Here is a 24898-nt window from a genome sequence, read left to right as displayed (position 1 = left end):
ACGCAGGCGCCAGCCCCCTTTTTCAAAGGGGGCGAATTTTCGAGGGCGGTGTCCTCACCCTACGCCCGTGCTGTTCCCCCCTTTGAAAAAGGGGGGCAGGGGGGATTTGCTCTTAACGCCATCCCTCAAAAAGAAACGCCCCGCAATGCAGGGCGTTTCTTTGCGAAGGCGCCCGCAGCAAATCCCCCGGCGCAGCGGCATCTGCCTGAAGCGGGCAACGCAGGCGCCAGCCCCCTTTTTCAAAGGGGGCGAATTCCCAAAGGGCGCGGTGCCACACCACCCACCCGTGCAGTCCCCCCCTTTGAAAAAGGGGGGCAGGGGGGATTTGCTCTTAGCGCCACGCCCCAAAGAAACGCCCCGCAATCCAGGGCGCTTCTTTGCGAAGGCGTCCGCGGCAAATCCCCCGGCGCAGCGGCATCTACCTGAAGCGGGCAACGCAGGCGCCAGCCCCCTTTTTCAAAGGGGGCGAATTCCCAGAGGGCGCGGTGCCACACCACCCACTCGTGCAGTTCCCCCCTTTGAAAAAGGGGGGCAGGGGGGATTTGCTCTTAACGCCATGCCCCCAAAAAGAAACGCCCCGCAATGCAGGGCGTCTCTACCAACAATCAAGCCAGCGCGAAGCGCCTCACTCCACCGCCAACCCTTCCACCTTCTGCCACCCACGCGGCAACAACCCACCACGCGTAGCGCGAGCGCCCAGATACGGCTCCAACTCCTTGAACGACAAACTCATCGTCCGCGCACCCGAGCGGATGCTGAGCGTAGCCCCCGGCGCCACCACCGCCACCGCCACCACCCGCTCGGTGCCGAGCTTGGCCTTGGGAATGTCGATGATCTTGTTGCCCTTGCCCTTATCCAGCTCGGGCAATTCCGACACCGGGAACGCAAGCAGATGACCGACGTTGGTCACCGCCACCACCCGATCCTGCTCGACGTCGCCCACTTGCGCGGGCTGCAGCACCTTCGCGTTCGGCGTCAGCGACAGCATCGCCTTGCCGGCCTTGTTGCGGCCGGTGAGGTTTTCGAAGCGAGTGACGAAGCCATAGCCATGAGAACTGGCCAGAACGAAGCGCATGTCGTTGTCGCCAGCCACCAGCGCCTGGAACGAAGCGCCCGCGGCAGGCGCGAACCGCCCGGTCAACGGCTCGCCGTTGCCTCGCGCCGACGGCAGGCTGTGAATCAGCGTCGAATACGAACGCCCGGTCGAGTCCAGGAACGCGACCTGCTGGGTGCTGCGCCCGCGTGCGGCGCCGAGCAAGCCGTCGCCGTCGCGATAGCTCAAGGTGGCCGCGTCGATCTCGTGACCCTTGGCCGCGCGGACCCAGCCCTTTTCGCTGATGACCACGGTCATCGGCTCGCTGGCGACCAGTTCGGTCTCCGACAGCGCCTGCGCGGCGGTGCGCGAGACCAGCGGCGAACGGCGCGCGTCGCCGAACTTCTTGGCGTCGGCCAGCAGTTCGTCCTTGATCAGCTTCTTCAGCTTGGCCTTGCTGCCGAGGATGGCGATCAGGTTGTCGCGTTCTTTCTCCAGTTCCTCCTGCTCGCCGCGGATCTTCATTTCTTCCAGGCGCGCGAGCTGGCGCAGCCGGGTTTCCATGATGTAGTCGGTCTGCTCCTCGCTCAGGGCGAAGCGCTTCATCAACACCGCGCGCGGCTCATCCTCGGTGCGGATGATCCGGATCACCTCATCCAGGTTGAGGAAGGCGATCAACAAGCCCTGCAACAGGTGCAGGCGGCGCTCGACCTTGTCCAGGCGGTGGGTCAGGCGGCGGGTGACGGTGTCGGTGCGGAAGGTCAGCCATTCGCTGAGCAGGGTCTTCAGACCCTTGACCTGCGGACGGCCGTCCAGGCCGATGATGTTGAGGTTGACCCGGTAGCTCTTCTCCATGTCCGTGGTGGCGAACAAATGGCCCATGAGCTGGTCGATGTCGACCCGGTTGGAGCGCGGCACCAGCACGATCCGGGTCGGATTGGCGTGGTCGGACTCGTCGCGGATGTCTTCCAGCCACGGCAGCTTCTTGGCCCGCATCTGGGTGGCGATCTGTTCGATCACCTTGCCCGGCGAGGCCTGGTACGGCAGCGCGGTGACCACGATGTTGGCGCCGTCCTTCTCGAAGATGGCGCGGGCGCGCACGCTGCCCAGGCCGGTCTCGTACATCTGCAGCAGGTCGCTGCGCGAGGTGATGATCTCGGCGGTGGTCGGGTAGTCCGGCCCCAGCACGTGCTCGCACAGGTCGCGGGTGGTGGCGTCGGGATCGTCGAGCAGGCGCACGCAGGCGCTGACGATCTCGTTGAGGTTGTGCGGCGGCACGTCGGTGGCCATGCCCACGGCGATGCCGGTGGTGCCGTTGAGCAGCAGGTGCGGCAGCCGCGCCGGCATCCAGGTCGGCTCTTCCAGGGTGCCGTCGAAGTTGGGCGTCCAGTCGACCGTGCCGTGGGCGAGTTCGCCCAGCAGCACCTCGGCGATCGGGGTCAGCTTGGATTCGGTGTAGCGCATCGCCGCGAACGATTTGGGATCGTCGCTGGAACCGAAGTTGCCCTGGCCCTCGACCAGCGGATAGCGGTACGAGAACGGCTGGGCCATCAGCACCATCGCTTCGTAGCAGGCGCTGTCGCCGTGCGGGTGGAACTTGCCGATCACATCGCCCACGGTGCGGGCGGATTTCTTCGGCTTGGCGGCGGCGTTGAGGCCGAGCTCGCTCATCGCGTAGATGATGCGGCGCTGCACCGGCTTGAGGCCGTCGCCGAGGAAGGGCAGGGCGCGGTCCAGGACCACATACATCGAGTAATCGAGGTAGGCGCGCTCGGCGTACTCGCGCAGGGGGATCTGTTCGAAGCCGTGGAACACCGGACGTACGGAATCAGTCATGGAACCTTGGGGCAGGGTGGGGCTGAGCCCGGGATTCTACCCGGGGACGCGTTTCACAGGGTGCGACGGGCCGTGGATGCAGGCAGGACAAGGCTTTGGCGTATCCTCGGCGGTCGGTACCCGGGAGGTTTCATGGCGATCAGTCCCTTGTTGATGCGGCCGGCGGCGGTCGCGACCCTGAGCGTGGCGCTGGCCGCGGCCTGCTCGCAGCAGCCCGCGGCGGCGCGCAGCCACGCGCCGACGTACTCCTACCGGGTCGTGGCCACCTACCCGCACGATCCGCAGGCCTTCACCCAGGGGCTGATCTACAAGGACGGCTTCCTGTACGAGAGCACCGGCCTGAACGGCCGCTCCTCGGTGCGCAAGGTCGAGCTCAAGACCGGCCGGGTGTTGCACAAGCTGGACCTGCCGCAGGAGGTGTTCGGCGAGGGCATGACCTTGCGCGGCCAGCAGTTGCTGGTGCTGACCTGGACCAACGGCGCCGGCTTCGTGCTGAATCTGCCCGGTTTCGATCTGGCCGACACCTTCCGCTACGAGGGCGAGGGCTGGGGCCTGACCCATTCGGCCGACACCGTCTACATGAGCGACGGCAGCGCGCAGATCCGCCTGCTCGATCCGGCCACGTTGAAGGAGCGCTCACGCATCCGGGTCAGCGATCAGGGCCGGGCGGTGGATCAGCTCAACGAGCTGGAATGGGTCAAGGGCGAGTTGTACGCCAACATCTGGCAGACCGACCGGATCGCCCGGATCGATCCCAAGACCGGCAACGTGCTGGGCTGGATCGACCTGAGCGGCCTGCTGCAGAAGCACGGCCGCTCCAGCCGCGACGCCGACGTGCTCAACGGCATCGCCTACGACGCCAAGAGCGATCGCTTGTTCGTGACCGGCAAGCTGTGGCCGGATCTGTTCGAAATCCAACTGGTGGCGCCGGCCAAGAAGCGCTGACAAACCGCGCGACTTGCAAACCAAGCCGCGCAACCTGGATGCCGTCATTCCGGCGAAAGCCGGAATCCATTTCGACTCTGCTCTTATCGGCCCAGGTAAGGCGGTCTTTTCAACGATTGCGAGCGCGAGCGCCAAGCCCGCGTTAGCCCGGACCGCGGCGCCTGCGCTTCGTGCGCGTTCGACTCAGCGGTTCGCGCCGCCCGTTGTCGCCGGGCACGGCTGCGTTTCGGCTTGCAACGCCGCGGCATCGCGCAAGTTCGGCAGGCGTTCCAACTCGAAGTAACCGACCACGCGATCGCCCGCCTTGGCCCGCTCATCGTTCAAGGTCGCCACGGCGATGCGCTTGTAAGGCTGGCCGGGTATGCGCCACAGCTGCACCAGATCGCGTCCCGGGCCGTGCCAGGCCGGGGTGTCGAGGCAGGCTTGCAGCGGCTGCTCGACCGAGTTGCCGACGAAGCTGGTCAGCGTGCCCCAATGGAAGTCCTGGCCGCGCACCACGAACAAGCGGGTGGCGACCACGTCGTACTCGTCCTTCAGATAGCGCTTGAGCCAACTCGCCAGTTCGGCGCCCTGGCCGGCCGCGGCATCGCCGGCGGGTTGCGCGGCGCGCAAGGCGTCGATGCGTCCGATCAGGGAGGCCTCGGCGGCCGCGGTCTGTGGCGAGGTGCTCATGGAAGACTCCTGGGTGGCGGCGCAGCCGGCGAGGCCCAGGCTTGCCAGCACCAACAACTGCATTAGGGGTTTCGCTACGCCCGACGGTCCGCCGCGGCGTGCGATGTTCGAGGCCGGAAACTCAAGTTCCGGCATGTCTTGTACAGCGCTCACCGGCTCACATCCCGCGCGCCCGCACCGGCGGCTCCTGCGCGGGAGCGGGCTCCTGCTGCGCCGGCGCGGCGGCATTGCGCTCCTGCGTCTCGCGCTGCTGGAACTGTTCCTTGCCGTCGCGGCGGAAGCTTTCGGCCTCCGGCGACTGGGCGAATTTGCGCAGCATCTCGCCGGTCTTGGCCGGATCGGACAGGTTGTCGAGCAGCTTGTCGAAGTTGGCGCTGCCGGTCTTGCCCGATTCGGTCGCGGCCTTGGTCTTGCCGGCGGCGCGCGCGGGGCCGATGTTGATTTCCTCGAAACCGCCGGTGCTGAGCAGATCGTCGAGCTTGACGTCGACGGTCGCAGACTTTTTGTCCAGGCCCTCGCCGACGTAATCGTTGCGGGCATAGGGATTGCGCAGTTCCACCATCACCTTGCCGGCATCGTCCTTGTAGATGCGGTTGACCATGTAGACGTGGTTGTCGTTCAACCCGTCCTGCTTGGCGCCGGGCTCCGGATCGGTGGACAACGTTACCGCGCGGCCTTCGCCGATCGCGTCGCGGACCCGCTCGAACACCTTGTCGCTGCCGAGCGTGTTGGCTTCGGCCAAACCGATGTCGGTGCCTTTCTCGCCGGTCAGCGCGTACATCGCCTGGCGCGACCAGCCGCCACCGATGGCGTTGTAGCCCTCGGCCAAACCGTCGGCCGGATTGCTGTCGCGGGTCTTGGCGAACGCCGCTTCCATCACCGACGGCCAGATCGGGGTGTTCTTGCCGGTGTTGTCGGCGGTGCCGCCGCCGCCCAGGGCGATGTTTTCCTTGATGTCGGCCTGGGTGACTTCGATCTCGCGCTTGCTCGGCTTGCCGTCCTTCTCCTCGTACAGACTGACGAAGAACGAGCCCTTGGCGGCGTCGTAGCGGATGGCGTCCTTGATCCGATCCGGCTGGCGGTCGGCGGTCGCGCCCAGGACGGCGATGTAATAGCAGTCCTGGAAATTGTCCTGGCGGATGTCGTAGCCGTGCGGCAAATCCGTCTTGCCGCTGCCGGAATACAGATTCTCGGCGGTATAGGTGGGCTTCGGGCTCATGGCGTCTTTCCTTGTGAACGCGCTCGCGCAAATGCTATCCAGGCGAGGTTCGACAAGTCAAACCTGCACGTTCGGGTTGCGGGCCAAGGCCAGAATCGGACGCGGGTTGCGTCGGCTTCAGATGCCGCGGAAGCGCCCGTTCTCGATCACGAACATCGATCCCTTGAAGCGCGGGTTGGCGGCCTCGACCCGCTGCAGCAGATCGTGTTCGACCGCGAAGAACCGCAGCATCGAACGCCAGGGCTGGGCCAGCAGTTCGATCCGGCCGTCCTTGAGCAGGCACAGATCGTCCGAGCGCAAATCCGGGTCGTCCGATTGCCAGTGGTTGAACCGGGTCTGCCCGAGCAAGTAAGCGGTGTAAGCGGAAAACTCGCACACGCACAGGTCGTAGTACTGGCCGCCGATCTCGGTTTCCGGCGCTTGCTGGAAGCTGTCGAGTTCCAGGGTGCGCATGATGCCGCCGCCGTCGAAGGCGCCTTTCGGATACGAGCTGAAGGCGATGCGGTCGTAGCGTTCGCTCAGCAGCGGCGCCAGATCGCGCCAGGTGGTGTCCGGCGGCATCGCCCAGGCTTGCAAGTGCCCGTCTGGATGAAATACCGGATCGACGACCAGGATCGCGTCGACTTGCCAGCTTTTGCACGGCGGGGGCGAGGGCGGTTGGGTCATTGCGCGCGGTAGTGGTGGAATTCCCAATCGAAATGGCAGCCGAGCCGCTGCCGAGTTCGTGCTCGCGCGAATCTTAACCAAAAGCCGCCGAAGTAAAACGCAGCCGTTTTTTTCCGCAACGGCAATCGTCGAGACGAGGTTCTTCGTCGCGGACACCGCCGCGCACCGCGGCGCGCGCCCCTGCCGGAAGTCATCCTCATCGATATGACATCAGCTGACGAATTTGTCAGCCAACCGACAGCGTGGCGTAGGCGGCCCAGGCCTAGAGTCGCCGCATGGTCCGCGTCCTCCCCTCGTGGACCATCGGCGGCGTTTTCTCCAAGGGCGCCGCCACCTCTTCCCCCTGCCACGGATGCCGGACATGCCGCCTGAAACCGCACACGCTGTGTCGTCGCGCGCTCGCAAGAGCGCTTATGCCGCGCTCGCGCTGCTTGCCATCGTCGGCGCCGGATTCGCCCTGGGCGCGTTCCGCAGCCGCGGCGCGGCGCCGCCGAAAGCGCCGCCGCCGGTGCCGGTCAATCTGACCGTGGTCGAACGTCGCGACGTGCCGCATTGGCAGGAAACCATCGGCACGGTGACTTCGTTGCAAAGCGCGTTGTTGCGAACGCAGGTCGATGGTGTGCTGACCGATGTGCTGTTCCGCGAAGGCCAGACGGTCAAGCGCGGCCAGTTGCTGGCGCGGATCGACGACCGCGCCATCGCCGCCAGCCTCAACGGCGCGCAGGCGCAGTTGGCCCGCGACGACGCGCAACTGCGTTCGGCCCAGTCCGATCTCAACCGCTTCCGGCAGTTGTCCGGCGGCCAGTTGATCGCGCGGCAGATGCTCGATCAGCAAACCGCCTCGGTGCAGCAGCTGCAGGCCACCGCCAAAGCCAATCAGGCGGCGATCGACGGCACCCGGGTGCAGTTGTCCTACACCCGCATCGTCTCGCCGATCGACGGGCGCATCGGTTTGCGCCGGGTCGATCCGGGCAATGTGGTGCGCACCACCGATCCCGAAGGCCTGGTGACGGTGCAGCAGGTCGATCCGATCTCGGTGGTGTTCACCTTGCCGCAGGATCAACTGCCGCGGCTGCGCGAGGCGCAGGGCCGCGGCAAGGTCGAGGTGCAGGCGCTGGACCGCGACGCGGGCTCGGTGCTGGCCGATGGCGAGCTGCGGGTGATCGACAACCAGATCGACGACGCCACCGGCACGGTGCGGGTGCGCGCGGTGTTCGCCAACGCCCAGGACAAGCTGTGGCCCGGGCAATTGGTCAGCGTGCGCGTGCGCACCGGCCTGAGCCCCGACGCGATCGTGGTCGCCTCCGAAGCGGTGCAGCGCGGGCTGGATCAGAATTTCGTCTATCGGTTGGACGCGGGCGACAAGGTCGCGTTGGTGCCGGTAACGGTGAAGTACCAGAACGACAAGATCGCGGTAGTGCAGGGTTTGCAGGCCGGCGACAAAGTGGTGCGCGACGGTCAATCGCGACTCAAGCCCGGGATGACCGTGGCGCCGGTCGCCGCGGGCGCGACCGCCACGCCCGCAGCCAGCGCCGGCGCGCGCGTGGCGGCCGCGCCGTGAGCGGGCGGGTCTCGATTTCCAGCTGGTTCGTCCGCCATCCGGTGGCGACCACGCTGTTGACCGCGGCGGTGCTGCTGCTGGGCGTGTTCGCGTTGCCGCAATTGCCGGTGGCGCCGCTGCCGCAGGCCGAATTCCCGACCATCCGCATCAACGCCAGCCTGCCCGGCGCGAGCCCGGAGACCATGGCCTCGGCGGTGGCCACGCCGCTGGAAACCCAGCTGACCTCGGTGCCCGGGATCAGCGAGATGACCTCCACCAGCGCGCTGGGCACCACCTCGATCACCTTGCAGTTCGTGCTCGACAAGAGCATCGACACCGCCGCGCAGGAAGTGCAGGCGGCGATCAACAATGTCTCCGGCCGCTTGCCGCGCGACATGCCCAGTCAGCCGACCTGGAACAAGGTCAATCCCGCCGACAGCCCGATCATGGTGCTGAGCGTGCAATCGGACCTGATGCCGCTGACCGAGCTCAGCGATCTGGCCGAGACCGTGCTCGCGCGCAACATCAGCCAGATCGACGGCGTCTCGGAAATCTTCATCGCCGGCCAGCAGCGGCCGGCGATCCGCATCCAGGCCGAACCCGAGCGGCTGGCCGCGGTCGGTTTGACCCTGGCCGATCTGCGCACCGCCGCGCAAGGCACCAGCGTCAACCAGGCCAAGGGCGCGGTGGTCGGCGCGCAGCGGATGTCCTCGCTGGAAACCAACGACCAACTGTTCAAGCCCGAGGACTACCAGCGCCTGGTGGTGACCTACCGCAACGGCGCGCCGGTGCGTCTGGGCGAAGTCGCGCATATCCGCTTCGGCGCCGAGAACGACTACATCCGCGCCTATCCCAACGGCAAGGACGGCCTGATGCTGATCGTGTTCCGCCAGCCCGGCGCGAACATCATCAAGACCACCGACGCGGTGCTGGACGCGCTGCCCAAGCTGCGCGCCAATCTGCCGGCCAGCGTGAACGTGGAAGTGTTCAACGACCGCACCCGCACCATCCGCGCCTCGCTGCACGAGGTCGAGCTGACCCTGGTGTTGACGGTGTTGCTGGTGGTGGCGGTGATGGGGCTGTTCCTGCGCCAGCTGTCGGCGACGCTGATCGTCGGCGCGGTGCTGGTGGTGGCGCTGGTGGCGACGTTCGCGGCGATGTACGTGCTCGGATTCAGTCTCAATAATCTGACCTTGGTGGCGTTGGTGATCGCGGTCGGGTTCGTGGTCGACGACGCGATCGTGGTGGTGGAAAACATCCACCGCCACCGCGAAGCCGGCATGCCGATGCTGCAGGCGGCTTTGCAAGGCTCCAGCGAGATCGGCTTCACCGTGGTCACCATCGGCCTGTCGCTGATCGCCGCGTTCATCCCGCTGTTGTTCATGGGCGGCGTGGTCGGGCGTTTGTTCGCCGAGTTCGCCCTGACCGTGACCGTGGCGATCCTGATTTCGATCGTCGCCTCGCTGACCCTGGCGCCGATGCTGGCCTCGCGCTTCATGCGCTCGGCGCCCAGCCACGGCGCCGGCGAGCCCGGCAGGCTGTTGCGCGGCTACGACCGCAGCCTGCGCTGGGCGCTCTCGCACCAGCGGCTGATGCTGGCCGGGTTCGGCGTGACCCTGGCGATCGCGATCGGCGCCTACGTCTATATCCCCAAGGGCTTCTTCCCGTTGCAGGACACCGCGTTCGTGTTCGGCACCACCGAGGCCGCGCAGGACGTGTCGTTCGACGAAATGATGGCCAAGCACAAACAGCTGGCGAAGATCGCCGAATCCGATCCGGCGATCCAGGCCTACGGCCATTCGGTCGGCGCCACCGCCGGCAGCTCGACCATGTCCAACGGACGCTTCTGGTTCGTGCTCAAGGACCGCGGCGACCGCGACGTGTCGGCCGAGCAGTTCATCGACCGCATGCGCGGCAAGCTGTCGCAAGTGCCGGGGATTTCGATCTATCTGCGTTCGGCCCAGGATATCAACATCGGCGCCGGCCCCTCGCGCACCCAGTACCTGTACGCGCTGCGCGATGCCGACAGCGCCGAGCTGTCGGTGTGGGCCGACCGGCTGACCCAGAAACTGGCGGGGCTGCCGCAACTGCGCGATGTCTCCAACGATCAGCAGATCGGCGCCAGCGTGGTGCGTCTGGCGATCGACCGCACCGCCGCGGCGCGTTTCGGCTTCAGCGCGCAGGACATCGACCAGGTGCTGTACGACGCTTACGGCCAACGCCAGATCAACGAATTCCAGACCCAGACCAACCAGTACAAGGTGATTCTGGAAATCGACCCGCGCATGCGCGGCAGCATCGACAGTCTGAGCTACTTCCATCTGCGCTCGCCGCTGACCGGGCAGATGGTGCCGCTGTCGGCGGTGGCGCGGGTCGAGCCGCCGGCCAACGGCCCGTTGTCGATCAGCCATAACGGCTTGTCGCCGGCGGTGAACATCTCCTTCAATCTAGCCCCGGGCGTGGCCCTGGGCGATGCGGTCGACGCGGTCGAACGCGCCCAGGCCGAGATCGGCATGCCGGCCGGCGTCAGCGGCAGTTTCCAGGGCTCGGCGCAGGCGTTCCAGGATTCGTTGGCGACCCAGCCGCTGCTGATCTTCGCAGCGCTGCTGGCGGTCTACATCATCCTCGGCGTGCTGTACGAGAGCTTCGTGCACCCGCTGACGATCCTGTCGACCTTGCCCTCGGCCGGCATCGGCGCGGTGTTGATGCTGATGCTGTGGAAGCTGGATTTCTCGATTATGGCGCTGATCGGACTGGTGCTGCTGATCGGCATCGTCAAGAAGAACGGCATCCTGCTGGTCGACTTCGCCCTCGACGCCCAGCGCAACCGCGGGCTGGGGCCGCTGGAGGCGATCCACGAAGCCTGCCTGACCCGGTTCCGGCCGATCATGATGACCACCATCGCCGCCTTGCTCGGCGCGATCCCGCTGATGCTGGGCCTGGGCACCGGCTCGGAGCTGCGCCAGCCGCTGGGCGTGGCGGTGGTCGGCGGCTTGCTGATCAGCCAGTTGCTGACCCTGTACAGCACGCCGGTGATCTACCTTGCCCTGGACCGGATGTTCCTCAAGCGCCGCCGCGAGGCCGCGGCGGGCGAGGGCGCCCCGGCCCGCGAGGTCCCGCTCGATGCCGCCGTCGGCGGGGCATAGAGGTAGGATGCCGTCAGACCCGCCACCGCGATGACCCGTAACCCGCAATGAAACTGTTGATCGTCGAGGACGAAGTCAAGACCGCCGACTATCTGCGCGATGGCCTGGCCGAACAGGGCTGGGCGGTCGACGTCGCGCGCGAAGGGCTGACCGGCCTGCATCTGGCGCGCGAGTTCGATTACGACGTGATCGTGCTGGACGTGATGCTGCCGGGCATGAACGGTTTCAGCGTGTTGCGCGAGTTGCGCGCGCGCAAGCAGACGCCGGTGATCATGCTGACCGCGCGCGACCGCGTCGACGACCGCGTCCACGGCCTGGGCGCGGGCGCCGACGATTATCTGGTCAAACCGTTCTCCTTCATCGAACTGCTGGCGCGGTTGCAGGCGCTGGTGCGGCGCGGCCGGCAACAGGAACCGACCGAACTGCAGATCGGCGATTTGTTGATCAACCTGATCGCGCGTCGCGCGTTCCGCGACGGCAATCGCTTGGACCTGACCGGCAAGGAGTTCGCGCTGCTGGCGTTGCTGGCCCAGCGGCGCGGCCAGATCCTGTCCAAGACGGTGATTGCCGCGCAGGTCTGGGACATCAATTTCGACAGCCACACCAACGTGGTCGAGGTCGCGATCAAGCGCCTGCGCGCCAAGATCGACGGCCCGTTCCAGAACAAGCTGCTGCACACCGTGCGCGGCATGGGCTATGTGCTGGAAGCGCGCGAGGACGAGGATTTCGATTCGCCCGACCAGGGGGCCGCATGAAGCGATTGCGCGAGTTGTCCATCGCCCAGCGCCTGGCGGCGATGTTCGCGATCGCCGCGTTGCTGGTGTTCGCCCTGGTCGGCACCACGTTGTACAAGGTGCTGGAAACCCAGATCGTGCGCTATCAGCGCGCGGAGCTGGAAACCAAGCTGCGTTACGTCGCCGGCAGCGTGGCGATGTGCGATTTGCGCGAGCGTTGGTACAAGGTCCAGGACAAGGTCGAGAACCTGACCTCCAGCGACCGCAGCACCAAGATCTGGGCCTGGAGCGACGACGCCGGTTTCCGCATCGGCGCGCACACGCCCAAGATCGAGACGCCGCGCAAGCGTGACCGCGGCATGGGCCGGCTCTGGTTGAGCGACAGCAACGCGCCGTATCGAACCTTGGAAGAATGGATTCCCGCGCGCGGCGAACGGCCGCCGGTGCGGTTGTGGATCGGTATCGATTCGCAGCCTTACGCCGCGGCGTTGCGTTCGTTCGCGTTGGCGCTGTTCGCGCTTGGCGTGGTGGGAACGGCCCTGGTCGCTTTGCTCGGGCACTGGATCGCGCGGGTCGGCCTGCGTCCGTTGCAGCGCTTGTCCGGGCAGGCGGGCACGCTGAGCCCGAGCAACCTTTCCCAGCGTCTGCAGCCGGCCGACTTGCCGCCGGAACTGGGCCGGCTTACCGATTCGTTCAATGGCGCGCTGGATCGCCTGGAAGCGGCGTATGTGCGGCTGGACGCGTTCAATGCCGACGTCGCCCATGAACTGCGCACGCCGCTGACCAATCTGATGGGACAAACACAGGTCGCGTTGTCGCGGCCGCGCGAGGCGGCGCAGCTGGAGGACGTGCTGCAGTCGAATCTGGAAGAGCTTGAGCGCATGCGCGGCATCGTCAACGACATGCTGTTCCTGTCGCGCGCCGACCAGGGCGATATCGCCCTGGACCGGGTCTGCGTGCCGTTGGCGCAGGAAGTGGCCAAGACCGGCGAGTTCCTGGAGTACCTGCTGGAAGAGGCGGGCATGCGCCTGCGCATCGACGGTGCCGCCGACGCCTGGATCGACACCTCGCTGTTCCGGCGCGCGATGACCAACCTGCTGCACAACGCGGTGCAATACGCCACGCCGGGATCGGAGATCGTGGTGGAGTTGCGCGAAACCGGCGAGGCGGGCGGCGACTGCGGCAACCCGGTCAGCGTGGCGGTGCGCAACCAGGGCAGCAGCGTCGATGCCGAGCATCTGGCGCGGATTTTCGACCGTTTCTATCGGGTGGACGCGGCGCGCGAACATCGCGGCGAACGCCACCATGGCCTGGGGCTTTCGATCGTCAAGGCGATCGCGGCGCTGCATGGCGGCAAGGTGTTCGCCAATAGCGATGCCGGTACGACTACGGTGGGGTTCGATTTGGCGCCGGGGCGCAACGCGGCGGTGTGAGCGCGATGATGCTGTGCGGATAAGCGTTGTATCGGCGACCCCTTAACACCGTCATTCCGGCGAAAGCGGGAACCCACACTCCCGTCATTCCGGCGAAAGCCGGAATCCATTTTGATCTTGCCGTTGCTCCGGATTTTGCTCTAACCGTGAGTCGCAACAGCAACAGCAACAGCAACGTCAAAATGGATTCCGGCTTTCGCCGGAATGACGGGGTGTAGGTTCCGGCTATCACCGGAATGACGAGGGGTGTAGGTTCCGGCTACCACCGGAATGACGAGGGGTGTAGGTTCCGGCTACCACCGGAATGACGGGGGTGTAGGTTCCGGCTTTCGCCGGAATGACGGTGAAATGCGGGTTTCGACGCGATGTTTGGCGGGCGCGAACAACCGCGCCCCGCCGCCCGTCAGCGATGCAAATCGCCCGCAGCCTCAGGCTGATACCCCAACGCCAACACCCGCAACCTTGCGCTGCGCCCGCCCGGCAGCGGCCAATCGATGCTCGCGCCCACGCGCAAGCCGAGCAGGGCGGTGCCGATCGGCGCCAGGATCGAAATCCGTTCGGCGCTGCCGTCGGCGTCGCGCGGGTACACCAGCGCGGCCTGGCGTTCTTCGCCGCTGCTTTCGTCGACGAAGCGGATCACCGAGTTCATGGTGATGACATCGGCCGGCATCTGCGCCGGTTCCACAATCTCGGCGCGGTCGAGTTCGCGGCGCAGGCCGCGGTGATCGGTCGCGGCGGCGAGCGGGGTGTCCAACAGCGCTTCTAGCCGCTCGCAATCCAGGCGCGAAACGATCAGCGCGGGCGGCAGGCCGGACAGGTGGGGCAGGTTGCGGTCGTTCATTGCGAAGCTCCAAAGCAAGAGCGGGCGACGCGTTGCCCGCGCCGCCCGCGATTCAGGATGTCCGGCGACCTTAGCCCGCGCTGGCGACGGCATCAAGCCGGCGGGTCGCCTGCGCCTGGCCGCGCATCCATCGCCGCCTCGCCCGCGTATCAGTACGCGTGGGCCGGACCGCGGCCGCGACGCCGACCGCAGATGCGCTTTGTCTTGCCTCTCTCCGCTTTCGCTCTCCCCAGCCGTCTCGCGCCCGCGGGCCCGGCGAACGATCGGCGCTGGGCCGCGGCGGACCAGGAGCAGCAACGCTCGGTGTCGAGTCCAGGCCCGCAACCGCGCCGTGACTCACGCTTCGGCCACCCGGTTTGCGCGGGTTTGCCGAATCGGTTCGGAGCACGGCTAGAATCCCTGCACATACGCGCCGGCGCGGCGCGCACCAACGAGGCGTACATGAGCGAGGCGCATCCCAGGGAAGGCGCGGCAACGTCGTCGGGCTATTCGCAGTCGGCCGATCCGACCGGCGACCTGCTCAGCGCGGTCGGCCGCGGCGACACCGCCGCGTTCGAGCGGCTGTATCGCGAAACCTCGGCGCGCTTGTTCGGCGTCTGCCTGCGCCTGCTGCCCGAGCGCGCGGAAGCCGAGGACGTGTTGCAGGAGGTCTACGCCATCGTCTGGCGCAAGGCCGGCCAATTCGACGCCAGCCGCGCCAGCGCCATCACCTGGCTTGCGATGATCGCGCGCAACAAGGCGATCGACCGCCTGCGCGCATTGCCCACGCTCAAGCGCGCGCCGCTGGATGCGATCGAGGACATCGCCGACCTGGCGCCGACGCCCTCGGCGCAAGTGGAAAGCGCCGATGAGCACGCGCGGCTGCGCCAATGCCTGGACGAACTCGACGCGCGCAGGCGCAGCCTGATCCGCACCGCGTTCTTCGACGGCTCTACGTACGAAGAACTGGCCCAGCGCACCGGCTCGCCGCTGGGCAGCGTCAAGAGCTGGATCCGCCGCGGCTTGATCCAACTGCGCGCGTGCCTGGAACGGTGAGGCGGACCCGATGAACATTCGCGAACACGATATCGACGGCGAACCGCCCAGTGCCGATGTGCAGGCGGGCGAGTACGTGCTGGGGGTGCTGGACCGGCGCGAACGCCGGCTGGCGGAAGTGCGCGCGGAGACCGAGCCGGCGTTCGCGCGCTTGGTCGCCGACTGGGAGCGGCGGCTGGGCGAATTGATCGCCGAGATCGACCCGGTCGCGGTGCCCGCGCATCTGTGGCCGCGTCTGCGCACGCGCCTGGGCTGGTCGCCGGTGCAGGGCGCCGCGCCGCGCGGGCTATGGAATCACCTTGGGTTCTGGCGCGGGGCCACCGCCCTGGCCGCGACCCTGGCGGTGGCTGCGTTCCTGTTCGGCCGCGCGCCGGAGCCGGCGCCGGTCGCGCCCCCGGTCGTGCAACAGCCGCCGGTGCAGCCGCAGCCGACCCAGGTCGATCACCAGCCGACCTATCCGGTCACCCAGTTGGCGCGCGACGACGGTTCCACCGGCTGGCTGGCCTCGGTCGATCAGAACCACGGCAAGGTCATGATGATGCCGGTGCCGGCGCCGCAGGACACCCAGGGCCGGGTCGCCGAGCTGTGGCTGATTCCCAAGGGCGAAGCGCCGCGTTCGCTCGGCCTGATTTCCACCGAATGGGCCGATTCGGTCGGAATTCCGGCCGACGCGCTCGGCAAGCTCGCCGCCGGTGCGACCCTGGCGATCACCCTGGAACCGCCGGGCGGCGCCCCGCACGGCGCTCCGACCGGGCCGATCATCGCCAAGGGCGGCATCTCGCTGTGATCCGCCGCCGCGCCGCCCGGCGCCGCGGCGGCAGCGGGGCAGGGCTTGCCGACGCAGGCGGATGAAAATAGTTGTCACGCAACCGTTGACAGCGGCGGCGCCGCAACGCAACATACGCGTCCTCGCAGCGGCGACGGTTCATCGAAACCGCAGCGATTGGCCCAGGTGGCGGAATTGGTAGACGCACTAGTTTCAGGTACTAGCGGGTAAAACCGTGGAGGTTCGAGTCCTCTCCTGGGCACCACTACATAGGTCTTCGCCACGGCGACGATCCTTAAAAAAACCTCGCTAACGCGGGGTTTTTTTATTGCCCGGGTTTCTTGCCGCGCGCGCATCCGGCCCGCGCCGCCCGCACAGGCCCGCGGCGGAAACTTAACCGCGGCCGCACGATCTCCGACTTCCAGCTGAAGCGCGCGCCGCCGCCAAGCCTCATTCTTTGGGCCGCCGGGCAATACTTGACCGCTTTCGCGCCCGGCACCGCCCGGGCCCGCTGCATCGCGTCCGCGATGCGCGCATTGCGTCCGGGCATCGCGCCCGCGTGTTTTCGCCCTTGCCTTGCCCCATGACCGACATCCTGCTCATCGAAGACGACGAACGCCTGGGCACGCTGGTCGCCAACTATCTGGGCAAACACGGGTATTCGGTGGCGGTGGAGGCCGACGGCGCGCAGGCGGTCGGCGCGATTCTCGAACACGCCCCGGCGGTGGTGCTGCTGGATCTGTCGCTGCCGGGCCAGGACGGGTTCGAAATCTGCCGCAGCGTGCGTTCGCGCTACGGCGGGGTGATCTGCATGCTGACCGCGCGCACCGACGACATCGACCAGGTGCTGGGCCTGGAACTGGGCGCGGACGATTACATCGGCAAGCCGATCGAGCCGCGGGTGCTGCTGGCGCGGCTGCGCGCGCATCTGCGCCGCGACAGTGCGCGCCAATGCGGCAACGCACTGCGTTTCGGGCAACTGCGGATCGACCGCGACACCCGCGAGGCGACCTTGCGCGAGCGGCGCATCGATCTGACCACCGCCGAGTTCGACCTGCTGATGCTGCTGGCCGACCGCGCCGGCCAAATTCTCAGCCGCGACGATCTGCTGCAGAGCCTGCGCGGGATCAACTTCGACGGCCTGGACCGATCGATCGACGCGCGCATCTCGCGCCTGCGCCGCAAGCTCGGCGATCTGGCCGAAGAACCCGAGCGGATCAAGACCGTGCGCGGCAAAGGCTATTTGTTCAACCGGGCGGCCTGGGAGTGAGCGCGCCCGGTTCGCGCGCCGGCTTCGCGCAACGCTTGAAAACGCGATGGCCGTGGTCCAAGCCCGGTTATTCGAAACGGCCCGGCCACTTCGGCCTGTTCGTGCGCTATTACCTGATCGTGGTGCTGATCTACGCGGTGGTCATCGTCGGCGGCATCTCCGCCTGGCTGTACATCACCTCCGAGAACAGCCGCCAATACTACGAAGCGCAGATGCGCGGCACCCACGCGCTGATCGAGCAACGCTACCTGAGCGCGCCGCGCGATGAGTGGCCCGAGCTGACCCGCGAACTGCGCGGGCATTTCGCCTACCCGCTGGACCTGCTGCCGATGGCCTCGCTGCGCGAGGGCCTGACCGACGCCGAGTGGCGCCGCCTGCAGCGCGGCGAGCTGGTGATGGAAAGCGAGGACGAAGCGCATACCTATCGGCGCCTGCCCGGCACCGATCTGGCGGTGGCGCTGGGCGATTTCGACGATGTCACCGTGCAGGGCGTGCCCTGGCGCGATCTGGATCTGCTCGACACGATCGTGATCGTGGCGATGTACTTCATCGCCATCGCCTTGCCGCTGTATTTCCTGGTCTACCGGTTCTGGCGCGATCTGCGCAAGCTGCGCGATACCGCCGAGGCGCTGACCGCGGGCGAGCTGGACGCACGCGCGCCGGAGGTCACCACGCAATTGGTCAATCCGCTGGGCAACGCGCTCAACCAGATGGCCGGGCAAGTGCAGCAGGTGCTGGAAAGCCAGCGCATCCTGGCCCAGGCGGTCGCGCACGAGATCCGCACGCCGTTGGCGCGGATGCGCTTCGGTCTGGAAATGCTGGGCTCGGCCGAGGAGGGCGAGCGCGCGCAATTGCGCGATGGTCTGGAGAGCGATATCCAGCGACTGGAACATCTGGCCGCGCACAGCGTGGCGTATGCGCGGATCGGGCGGATGGTCGGGATCGAGCGCGCGCCGATCGCGGTGGCCGCGCTGTTCGCCGATCTGGCCGACGGCTTCGAACCCGATCGGCCGATCCTTTTGAGTTTCGGCTGCAGCGCGGTCGACACCGTGCTGGCCAATCGCGAGGCCCTGGATCTGGCCCTGCGCAATCTGATCGCCAACGCCTTGCGCCACGCGCGCAGCCAGGTGGCGGTGAGCATCGCCCTGGAAGGCGAGCGTCACGTGCTGCGCGTGGACGACGACGGCGGCGGCGTACCCGAGGCCGAGCGCGAGCACGTGTTCCAGCCGTTCACTCAGCTGCAGAAACATCCGGAAGGGTTCGGCCTGGGACTGGCCCTGGTGCGGGTGGTCGCGGAAAAACACGGCGGCAGCGCCGGCGTCACCGATTCGGCCCTGGGCGGGGCCTGCTTCCGCATCGAACTTCCGCTCGGCTGAGCGCGACCGCCGCGACGCGGCGGTCAACCGATTCGATTCTCATGCGTTATCGGCAGGGTGCGGCCAACCGCGCCGACCGCCGATGCGCTCGTTCCTCGCGCGTGCGTTTCGCTCGATCGCCTTGAAAACAAGGGGTATTCGGGCTCGATCCAGCATCCGACGCATCCGCCGACAGCGCATCGCGCCGCGTGCGCGGTTACACACGGTTACTGGCTGTAGCAAGCCGTTACCTACGCGCCTAGAGACTGCAACTGACGTCTCGTTTCCGCTGGCACAGCATGGCTCCGTCCCCCAACGACGGAGTTTTTCCATGCGATACCCGCTTTTCGCGATCGGCGCCGCCGCGCTAGCACTGTCCCTGTCCACCGCCGTTCACGCGCAAGGCGCCGACGATCGCGCCGGCGCCTATGTGTTCGGCGGCGTCGGCGCGGCCACCACCCAATGGGAAGCCAAGCGCTCGATGGTCCCGGTCGGGCAGAAGCGCAGCGAAGACAAGTCCAGCACCAGCTACGTGCTCGGCGGCGGTTATCGCTTCAACCGCTACTTCGCCCTGGAAGGCTCCTACCACGATCTTCTCGGCGACGTCAGCCGCCGCAGCATCGGCAGCTTCGACACCAAGTCGCTGCAACTCAGCGCACTCGGCATCGTGCCGATCGGCGAGCGCTTCGAGCTGTTCGGCAAGCTCTCGGTCGGCCGTTCGCGCAACGAATTCACCCCGGTCAAGGGCGCCGCGCCCGGTCTGAGCAAGGCCAGCGAGAACGTCAACATCGCCGCACTCGGCGTCGGCGCGAACTACCACTTCAACGACCACTTCGCCCTGCGCCTGGACATCGACGGCCTGACCAAGGCCAGCAACGGCTTCCGCCGCAAGGCCGGCGCCGACGAGATCAAGACCGGCGAGGCCACCTTGAGCCTGGCTTACCGCTTCTAAGTCCGACCGGACGCGCGCCGCGCTCCGGCGGCGCGCGCTCGGTTCCATCGCCCGCCATGCCGGGCCGCAGCGCATCGCAAGGAGCGTCGAACGTGAATACCGATTCCTTCCGCAGCCCGATCCGCGCCAACGCAGGAGCGCGGCTGTGAGCGGCCTGGCCGGGGTGTGGTGTCCGCGCGAAGGCGGCGATGCCGAGGCCTTGCGCTATCGCGCGCGTTCGATGATCCACTCATTGCAGCACCGCGGCGCCCGCGATCACGCGGTCTGGAGCGATGCCGCCGCCGGCGTCGGCCTGAGCCATTGCCGCGCGGCCGACAGCGAGGCCGCGCAGCCGGCGATGTCGGCCGACGGACGTTACCTGCTCAGCCTGGACGGCGCGCTCTACAACCGCGAGTCCTTGCATCGCGAACTGGCCGTGCTCGACCCGCAAAGCGATGGCGGCAGCGACGCGTCGGTCGTGCTCGCGGCGATCCGCCGCTGGGGCCTGCAACGCACCCTGAGCCGCTGCAACGGCGCGTTCGCGCTGAGCCTGTGGGACCGCCGCGACCGGCAACTGTGGCTGGCGCGCGACCGGGTCGGCGAGCGGCCGCTGTATTACGGCTGGGCCGGCGAAGATTTCGTTTACGCGTCCGAACTCAAGGCCCTGCACCGGCATCCCGACTTCGACAGAGCGGTGGACCGCCATGCGCTGAGTCTGCTGCTGCGTTACGACTACATTCCCGCGCCGCATTCGATCCATCCGGGCGTGTTCAAACTGGCGCCGGGCACCTTGTTGCGGATGACTCCGGCGACGATGCGCGCCGGCCGCGCCGGGCACGATCCCGCCCGCGACACCCAGGCCTATTGGTGCGCCCGCCAGCGCATGACCGAGGCGGTGGCGCTGCGCGGCGACATCGGCCAGGAAGAGGCGGTGGATCAACTGGAGATCCTGCTGCAACAAGCGGTCAGCGCGCGCATGGGCGGCGCCCGGCCGGTCGGCGCGTTCCTGTCGGGCGGTACCGATTCGTCGCTGGTGGCGGCGATGATGCAGGCGCAGACCGCGGTACCGGTGGATACCTATGCGATCGGTTTCGACGACGTCCGCCACGATGAAAGCCAGTGGGCGCACAAGGCCGCGCGCGCGCTGGGCACGCGCCACACCGAACACCGGGTGCGCGGCGACGAAGCGCTGACGATGATCGAACGCTTGCCGGAAGTCTGGTGCGAACCGTTCGCCGATTCCTCGCAAGTGCCGACCCTGATCGCCAGCAGCATCGTCGCCCGGCGCTCGCCGGTGGCGATGACCGGCGACGGCGGCGACGAATTGTTCTTCGGCCATTCGGCTTATTGCCGCGCGCTGCGCAACGCGCGCTGGAGCGCGCGTTTGCCGGCGCCGTTGCGGCGTCTGGCGCAGGCGCGCGGCAGCAGCTTGGGCGAGCGTTCGCGCCTCGGCGGTTGGCCCGCGCTGTGGGCCGAACTGGGTGCGCGCGAGGTCGAAGACAATTACCTGCAGCGGGTCTCGCGCTGGCGCGACCCCGCCGCCGCCGTGCTCGGCGCGCGCGAACCGCTGACCGCGTTCGGCGATCCGCAGCGCCGCCTGCAGGTGGGCGAGGGCGCCGACCGGATTCTGTTCCTGGATTTCCAGATGGATTTGCCCAACGGCATCCTGACCAAGATCGACCGCGCCGGCATGGCCTGCGGCCTGGAAACCCGCTCGCCGTTGCTGGATCGGGCGGTGATCGAATTCGCCTGGTCGTTGCCGACGACGCTCAAGCACCGCCGCGGCGAACAGAAGTACATCCTCAAGAAACTGCTCGAACGCTATCTGCCCGCGCCGCTGATCTATCGGCCGAAAAACGGCTTCGGCGCGCCGGTGGCGAGCTGGCTGCGCGGGCCGTTGCGCGAATGGGCCGAAACCTTGTTGAACGAGTCGAGGCTGCGCCACGAAGGCCATTTCGACGTCGGCGTCGTGCGCGGGTTGTGGACCCAGTTCCTCGCCGGCGAACGCAAGTGGCATACGCATCTGTGGAACGTGCTGATGTTTCAGGCGTGGGCGCAGAAGCATCTCGCCGCAACCTCCGCGGTCAAACCGGCGGTATCCGAAGCGATGCCATCGAGTCCTGTGCTGATTTTGCCTGCGCTGGTCTGAGCGAAGAGGTGCGGTCGATCTCGGTAGTTTTCACCAAGGTGGTCGTCGCTATCTGCGTGTCGCGGCTGGTTCGGGCGGCGTTAGAAACGCTTGGCACGGCCTGCGTGCGCGGCGGTCGGTTCGCGTTCGATCGGCTATAGATCGTTTCAATGCGCAAATGATTCTCTTCTTCCCTTGACGTCAGTTCGCTTTCGCAAGTGCGAAGGCGATTGCTTCGTGTCCGTCAGTGCCGCGCTGGATTTCGGTGGATGATTCGGCATTCGGTCGATGATTCCTTCTGAGGCGCGGTGTTGCGTTCGCGATTTGAAAAATATCCGAGATAGAAAATCGTAAAGGAATGCCTGGAAGTGCCAGCGCCGCGCCAGTATTTTTCGGCGAATGCCGTATCTGTGTATGGATGGCTAAGTTTTGCGTGCATTTAAAGTGTTATCGCTGTGTACTTATCCAGTGAGTTGCACTTGCCTGATTGTGGTTTCGAATTGCGCGGTGGTAGCTTGCCTTCCGTCAGCCGGAATTTCGCAATCCGCTGGCGCTGATCGAGATGCGGCAGGAGTTATCTGCGTATCTTCCGATCGGCGATGAATGAGCGCCGATTGCTTGAGCCATAGACCAGGCACGCGTCAAGTCCGAAAAGGAGTCGGGGATGGACGGGATTCTGATCAGCCGTTTTCGCGCCAATCGTTTTCGCGCGGTCGCTGCAGGTGGAGTGTTGTTGTCGACCTGCCTCGTCAGCGGCCAGGCGTTCGCCAGGGGTTCGGCCTGGGAGGTGCACGACAACCGGGCCAACGATCACCTCAGGGTGATTCGCGCTTCCATCGGCGAAGACGATGGCTCGCTCAACGACCGCTTGAAGAAAATGTCGGCGATGGGATCGGCCAAATCCAGCGGTGAGGCCGCAGAAGGGCCCGGCGAGCGACTGCAGAAGGACAAGCCAAGCGTGGTGGCCAAAGCCATCGATGAGCGATGTCCGGAAGCTGAAAAGAAGGCAGGTCTACAGCTCCAGCAGATATGTCAGGAAATCGTCAAGACCCAGATGGCGAGGTACAACTATTCGCTGGCGCTGCATAAGACCTTCGACAAACGGAAGCAACGGCTCGATGAGATCGAGCAGGAACGTTCGAATCTGAGCGCGGACGATCAAGGCAAGTTGCAAGACAACACCAATAAGCTGCTGGCGCTGATCGCGCGTATGGATATCGATATCCGACAGCACCGCCTTTACATGGAAGCTTATGCCGCGCGAATGGAGTATCTCACGGCCGTTCGCGATCAGATCGGCAATGAAGTAATGCGCGGAAAAAAGGGCGATATCGGTGCGGGTTTGGTGAGAGATTTGGCCGGCTTCGCTCTTATGAAGGTCGCGCTGAAAGCGGCCAAGTCCGAACGCAGGCCATGGGCGTGCTTCATGCGGCGCATGGATTGCGCGGGCAATACGCTGGATGGGAAGTAACGCTGAATCGGCCGTCGTCGGTTGAAAACTGCCAGGCAACCGCTTAGGCGATGATTGTTCCGGAAGGGTTGCGCTCTATTGCAATTTCGCTTGTGTCGGATCGAGTAGAGCCGCTTTGTTGTCCATGCTAAGGACGCAATATGTTGAGTGGATGGATGCCCGAGGTCGCCGGGCCCCTGCAAGAGCTAGGGCAGTGGATGTTTTTCCAGGAAATCTTCGATTTTCTGGATAACGAGATCCTGGCGATGGGGGAGCTCATGCTCTATCGGACTTCGGCTTTCGTGGCGGCCGCGGCGCTGGTGCTGATGACGCTGTGGGTGCTGTTGCAAGGGTTTCGCATCGTTACCGGACAGTCGCGCGAGCCGATGATGGCGCTGGTAGTCAATTCGATGCGCGGCACCTTCATCTTGATCGCGGCTTCGACGATGACTATCGGCGGTGGCGATATCTATGCGTTTATCACCGATGCCATGCCTAAGGCCATCCATTACATGGTGACGGGAAAAGACGAGGCGCCCGCCAAGAGCATCGACGACAGCCTAACCAAGATGCAACTGGCGATGGCCGCGATCGACGCGCTGCCTCTGCTCGACAACCCCAGCATCAAAGAGGACAAAGATCAGGCCCTGATGATGGCCGGTTTGGGAGTGGCGGGGCCGGCGGTGATCGGCGGCGCTTTGTTGATGATGTACAAGGTCGCGTTGGCGCTGTTCGTCGGTCTGGCGCCGTTGTTCATCCTGAGCCTTATGTTCGAGCAGACCAAGGCCTTGTTCGGCCGCTGGTTGTACTACGGCATAGGCACGATGTTTTCGATGGCTGTGCTTAGCTTCATGGTGACCGTCTCGATGAAGATGGTCGGCGCGGTGGCGGCGAACTTCGCCGGACAGTACGCGGCGGCCTGGTTGCTGGAGAAAATTCCCGGTGTCTCGGTCGGCACGCCGGGGCTCACCACCATGGCGATGCAGCAGGGCGGCCTAGGCATGGTGCTTACGGTGTTGTTGATCACCATTCCGCCGATGGCTGCGTCGTTCTTCCAGGGGGCGATGGGGCAGTTCGGGGCTTACTCGGCGTTTGGGGCTGTGGGACGGGGCGCAGAAGGGGGAGCATCGCAAAACGCGGCGCAAACGGGCGGTTATGCGCGGCCAGCCGAACAGCAGGGAACTGTCGCAAATCCGGCTAAGTCCGGAACTCTTCCGCCTGCTGCGGCGAGCTCTGCGCCGTCCCATTTGGATCAGACCAGGCTTTTGAGTCGGGCGAGCCATGGTCAATTGCCGTCGGCAGGTCCAGCCAAGGCAGGCGTACAAGGGCCGGCTCAGGAGTAGGAAGTGATGAGAACGCTGTGTATTTTCTTACTCTTTGGCGTAACCGGGGCCTGTTTGGGGCAGGGCTGCCCCGCGGGCATTCCTTCTGCCGGCAATCCTGCCTGCATTCCGCCCGACCGATCGAATTCTCCTTACTACAGAGGATCGCAAGGTGCCGCTTCCACTCCGTCCGGGCGATGGGAGACGCGTTGGGGAGCCTTCGCTATCGACTTGAAAGTCGGCTTGGGCGCGTCGAGCGGTATGCGAAGCGAGCGGGCTGCGAAGTCAGCGGCCATGACGCAGTGTCGGAACAAAGGTGGAGTCTCGTGCAAGGTTGAGCTCGTGTACTTCAATCAGTGCGGAGTGATCGTCGCGGGGGCGAGCACATTCAGCACCTCGGCAGCGCCAACGATCGATGGTGCCACTGCTATTGGCATGAATTCATGCCGAAAGGCTGGCGATCGGGACTGCTATGTGTACTTCTCTGAATGTAGCCCGGCGGAATTCGAGGAGTGAGCGCGGCGCGGCCGGCAGTATTTCGGGTTCAAGGCAGTGTCGATCATAGGGTGGATTTCG

Annotated in this window: 19 protein-coding genes and 1 tRNA gene; 15 read left to right on the top strand and 5 right to left on the bottom strand. The window is 66.1% G+C overall.

The features are described 5' to 3' along the window. Positions 1-625: 625 nt before the first annotated feature. A complete protein-coding gene (gene parC / locus V7787_RS28135) occupies positions 626-2869 on the bottom strand; it encodes a DNA topoisomerase IV subunit A (protein WP_336090676.1) in 2244 nt (747 codons plus the stop codon). Between the two features lie 132 nt (positions 2870-3001). On the opposite strand from parC, the gene V7787_RS28130 reads away from it, so the two are divergent. Next, complete coding sequence (locus V7787_RS28130) at positions 3002-3814, top strand: glutaminyl-peptide cyclotransferase (RefSeq protein WP_336090675.1); 813 nt, start codon at positions 3002-3004, stop codon at positions 3812-3814. 183 nt (positions 3815-3997) lie between these two features. Here V7787_RS28130 and V7787_RS28125 read toward each other — a convergent pair whose 3' ends face one another. From V7787_RS28125 to V7787_RS28115, 3 genes are all read right to left on the bottom strand, one after another. Next, entirely contained in the window at positions 3998-4486 is a 489-nt protein-coding gene (locus V7787_RS28125) for a hypothetical protein (protein WP_336090673.1), read from the bottom strand. 157 nt (positions 4487-4643) lie between these two features. Then, a complete protein-coding gene (locus V7787_RS28120) occupies positions 4644-5705 on the bottom strand; it encodes a C2 family cysteine protease (protein WP_336090672.1) in 1062 nt (353 codons plus the stop codon). A 117-nt stretch (positions 5706-5822) separates the two neighbouring features. Then, a complete protein-coding gene (locus V7787_RS28115; RefSeq protein ID WP_336090670.1) occupies positions 5823-6371 on the bottom strand; it encodes a hypothetical protein in 549 nt (182 codons plus the stop codon). A 361-nt stretch (positions 6372-6732) separates the two neighbouring features. Between V7787_RS28115 and V7787_RS28110 the strand changes: the two genes are divergently transcribed. The 4 genes from V7787_RS28110 to V7787_RS28095 are packed head-to-tail and all read left to right on the top strand — an operon-like array spanning position 6733 to position 13224. Beyond that, positions 6733-7932 carry an efflux RND transporter periplasmic adaptor subunit gene (locus tag V7787_RS28110; protein ID WP_336090668.1) on the top strand — a complete coding sequence of 400 codons (1200 nt, stop codon included), beginning with the start codon at positions 6733-6735 and terminating at the stop codon, positions 7930-7932. Continuing rightward, the gene (locus V7787_RS28105; protein WP_336090666.1) at positions 7929-11057 is read left to right on the top strand and encodes a multidrug efflux RND transporter permease subunit; all 3129 of its coding nucleotides are present in this window, start codon (positions 7929-7931) and stop codon (positions 11055-11057) included. Before V7787_RS28110 ends, V7787_RS28105 begins: the two co-directional genes overlap by 4 nt. Before the next feature lie 47 nt (positions 11058-11104). Then, positions 11105-11812 carry a heavy metal response regulator transcription factor gene (locus V7787_RS28100; RefSeq protein WP_336090665.1) on the top strand — a complete coding sequence of 236 codons (708 nt, stop codon included), beginning with the start codon at positions 11105-11107 and terminating at the stop codon, positions 11810-11812. After that, a complete protein-coding gene (locus V7787_RS28095; protein WP_336090663.1) occupies positions 11809-13224 on the top strand; it encodes a heavy metal sensor histidine kinase in 1416 nt (471 codons plus the stop codon). The genes V7787_RS28100 and V7787_RS28095 overlap by 4 nt, the downstream gene beginning before the upstream one ends. A 403-nt stretch (positions 13225-13627) precedes the next feature. Here the strand turns inward: V7787_RS28095 and rnk are convergent, their stop codons facing one another. Then, the gene (gene rnk / locus V7787_RS28090; RefSeq protein ID WP_336090661.1) at positions 13628-14065 is read right to left on the bottom strand and encodes a nucleoside diphosphate kinase regulator; all 438 of its coding nucleotides are present in this window, start codon (positions 14063-14065) and stop codon (positions 13628-13630) included. A gap of 441 nt (positions 14066-14506) precedes the next feature. Here rnk and V7787_RS28085 point away from each other — a divergent pair, with 441 nt between their 5' ends. From V7787_RS28085 to V7787_RS53165, 10 genes are all read left to right on the top strand, one after another. After that, complete coding sequence (locus V7787_RS28085) at positions 14507-15100, top strand: sigma-70 family RNA polymerase sigma factor (RefSeq protein WP_336090659.1); 594 nt, start codon at positions 14507-14509, stop codon at positions 15098-15100. A 10-nt stretch (positions 15101-15110) separates the two neighbouring features. Further along, the gene (locus tag V7787_RS28080; RefSeq protein ID WP_336090658.1) at positions 15111-15887 is read left to right on the top strand and encodes an anti-sigma factor; all 777 of its coding nucleotides are present in this window, start codon (positions 15111-15113) and stop codon (positions 15885-15887) included. Between the two features lie 159 nt (positions 15888-16046). Next, positions 16047-16131, top strand: a tRNA-Leu gene (locus V7787_RS28075). Between the two features lie 318 nt (positions 16132-16449). Beyond that, a complete protein-coding gene (locus tag V7787_RS28070) occupies positions 16450-17136 on the top strand; it encodes a winged helix-turn-helix domain-containing protein (RefSeq protein ID WP_336090657.1) in 687 nt (228 codons plus the stop codon). Then, complete coding sequence (locus V7787_RS28065; protein WP_336090656.1) at positions 17133-18512, top strand: ATP-binding protein; 1380 nt, start codon at positions 17133-17135, stop codon at positions 18510-18512. The genes V7787_RS28070 and V7787_RS28065 overlap by 4 nt, the downstream gene beginning before the upstream one ends. Before the next feature lie 310 nt (positions 18513-18822). Beyond that, positions 18823-19443 carry a porin family protein gene (locus V7787_RS28060; protein WP_336090655.1) on the top strand — a complete coding sequence of 207 codons (621 nt, stop codon included), beginning with the start codon at positions 18823-18825 and terminating at the stop codon, positions 19441-19443. 145 nt (positions 19444-19588) lie between these two features. Then, entirely contained in the window at positions 19589-21571 is a 1983-nt protein-coding gene (gene asnB / locus V7787_RS28055) for an asparagine synthase (glutamine-hydrolyzing) (RefSeq protein ID WP_336090654.1), read from the top strand. Between the two features lie 643 nt (positions 21572-22214). Beyond that, positions 22215-23021, top strand: coding sequence for a hypothetical protein (locus tag V7787_RS28050; protein ID WP_336090652.1), 807 nt, complete (start codon positions 22215-22217; stop codon positions 23019-23021). Between the two features lie 155 nt (positions 23022-23176). Beyond that, positions 23177-24343, top strand: coding sequence for a type IV secretion system protein (locus V7787_RS28045; RefSeq protein ID WP_336090651.1), 1167 nt, complete (start codon positions 23177-23179; stop codon positions 24341-24343). A gap of 6 nt (positions 24344-24349) precedes the next feature. Beyond that, entirely contained in the window at positions 24350-24838 is a 489-nt protein-coding gene (locus V7787_RS53165; RefSeq protein WP_442965335.1) for a DUF4189 domain-containing protein, read from the top strand. Positions 24839-24898: the final 60 nt, after the last annotated feature.

This window comes from Pseudomonas sp. CGJS7 (assembly GCF_036961695.1).
This window is presented reverse-complemented; position numbering and strand designations above follow the sequence as displayed.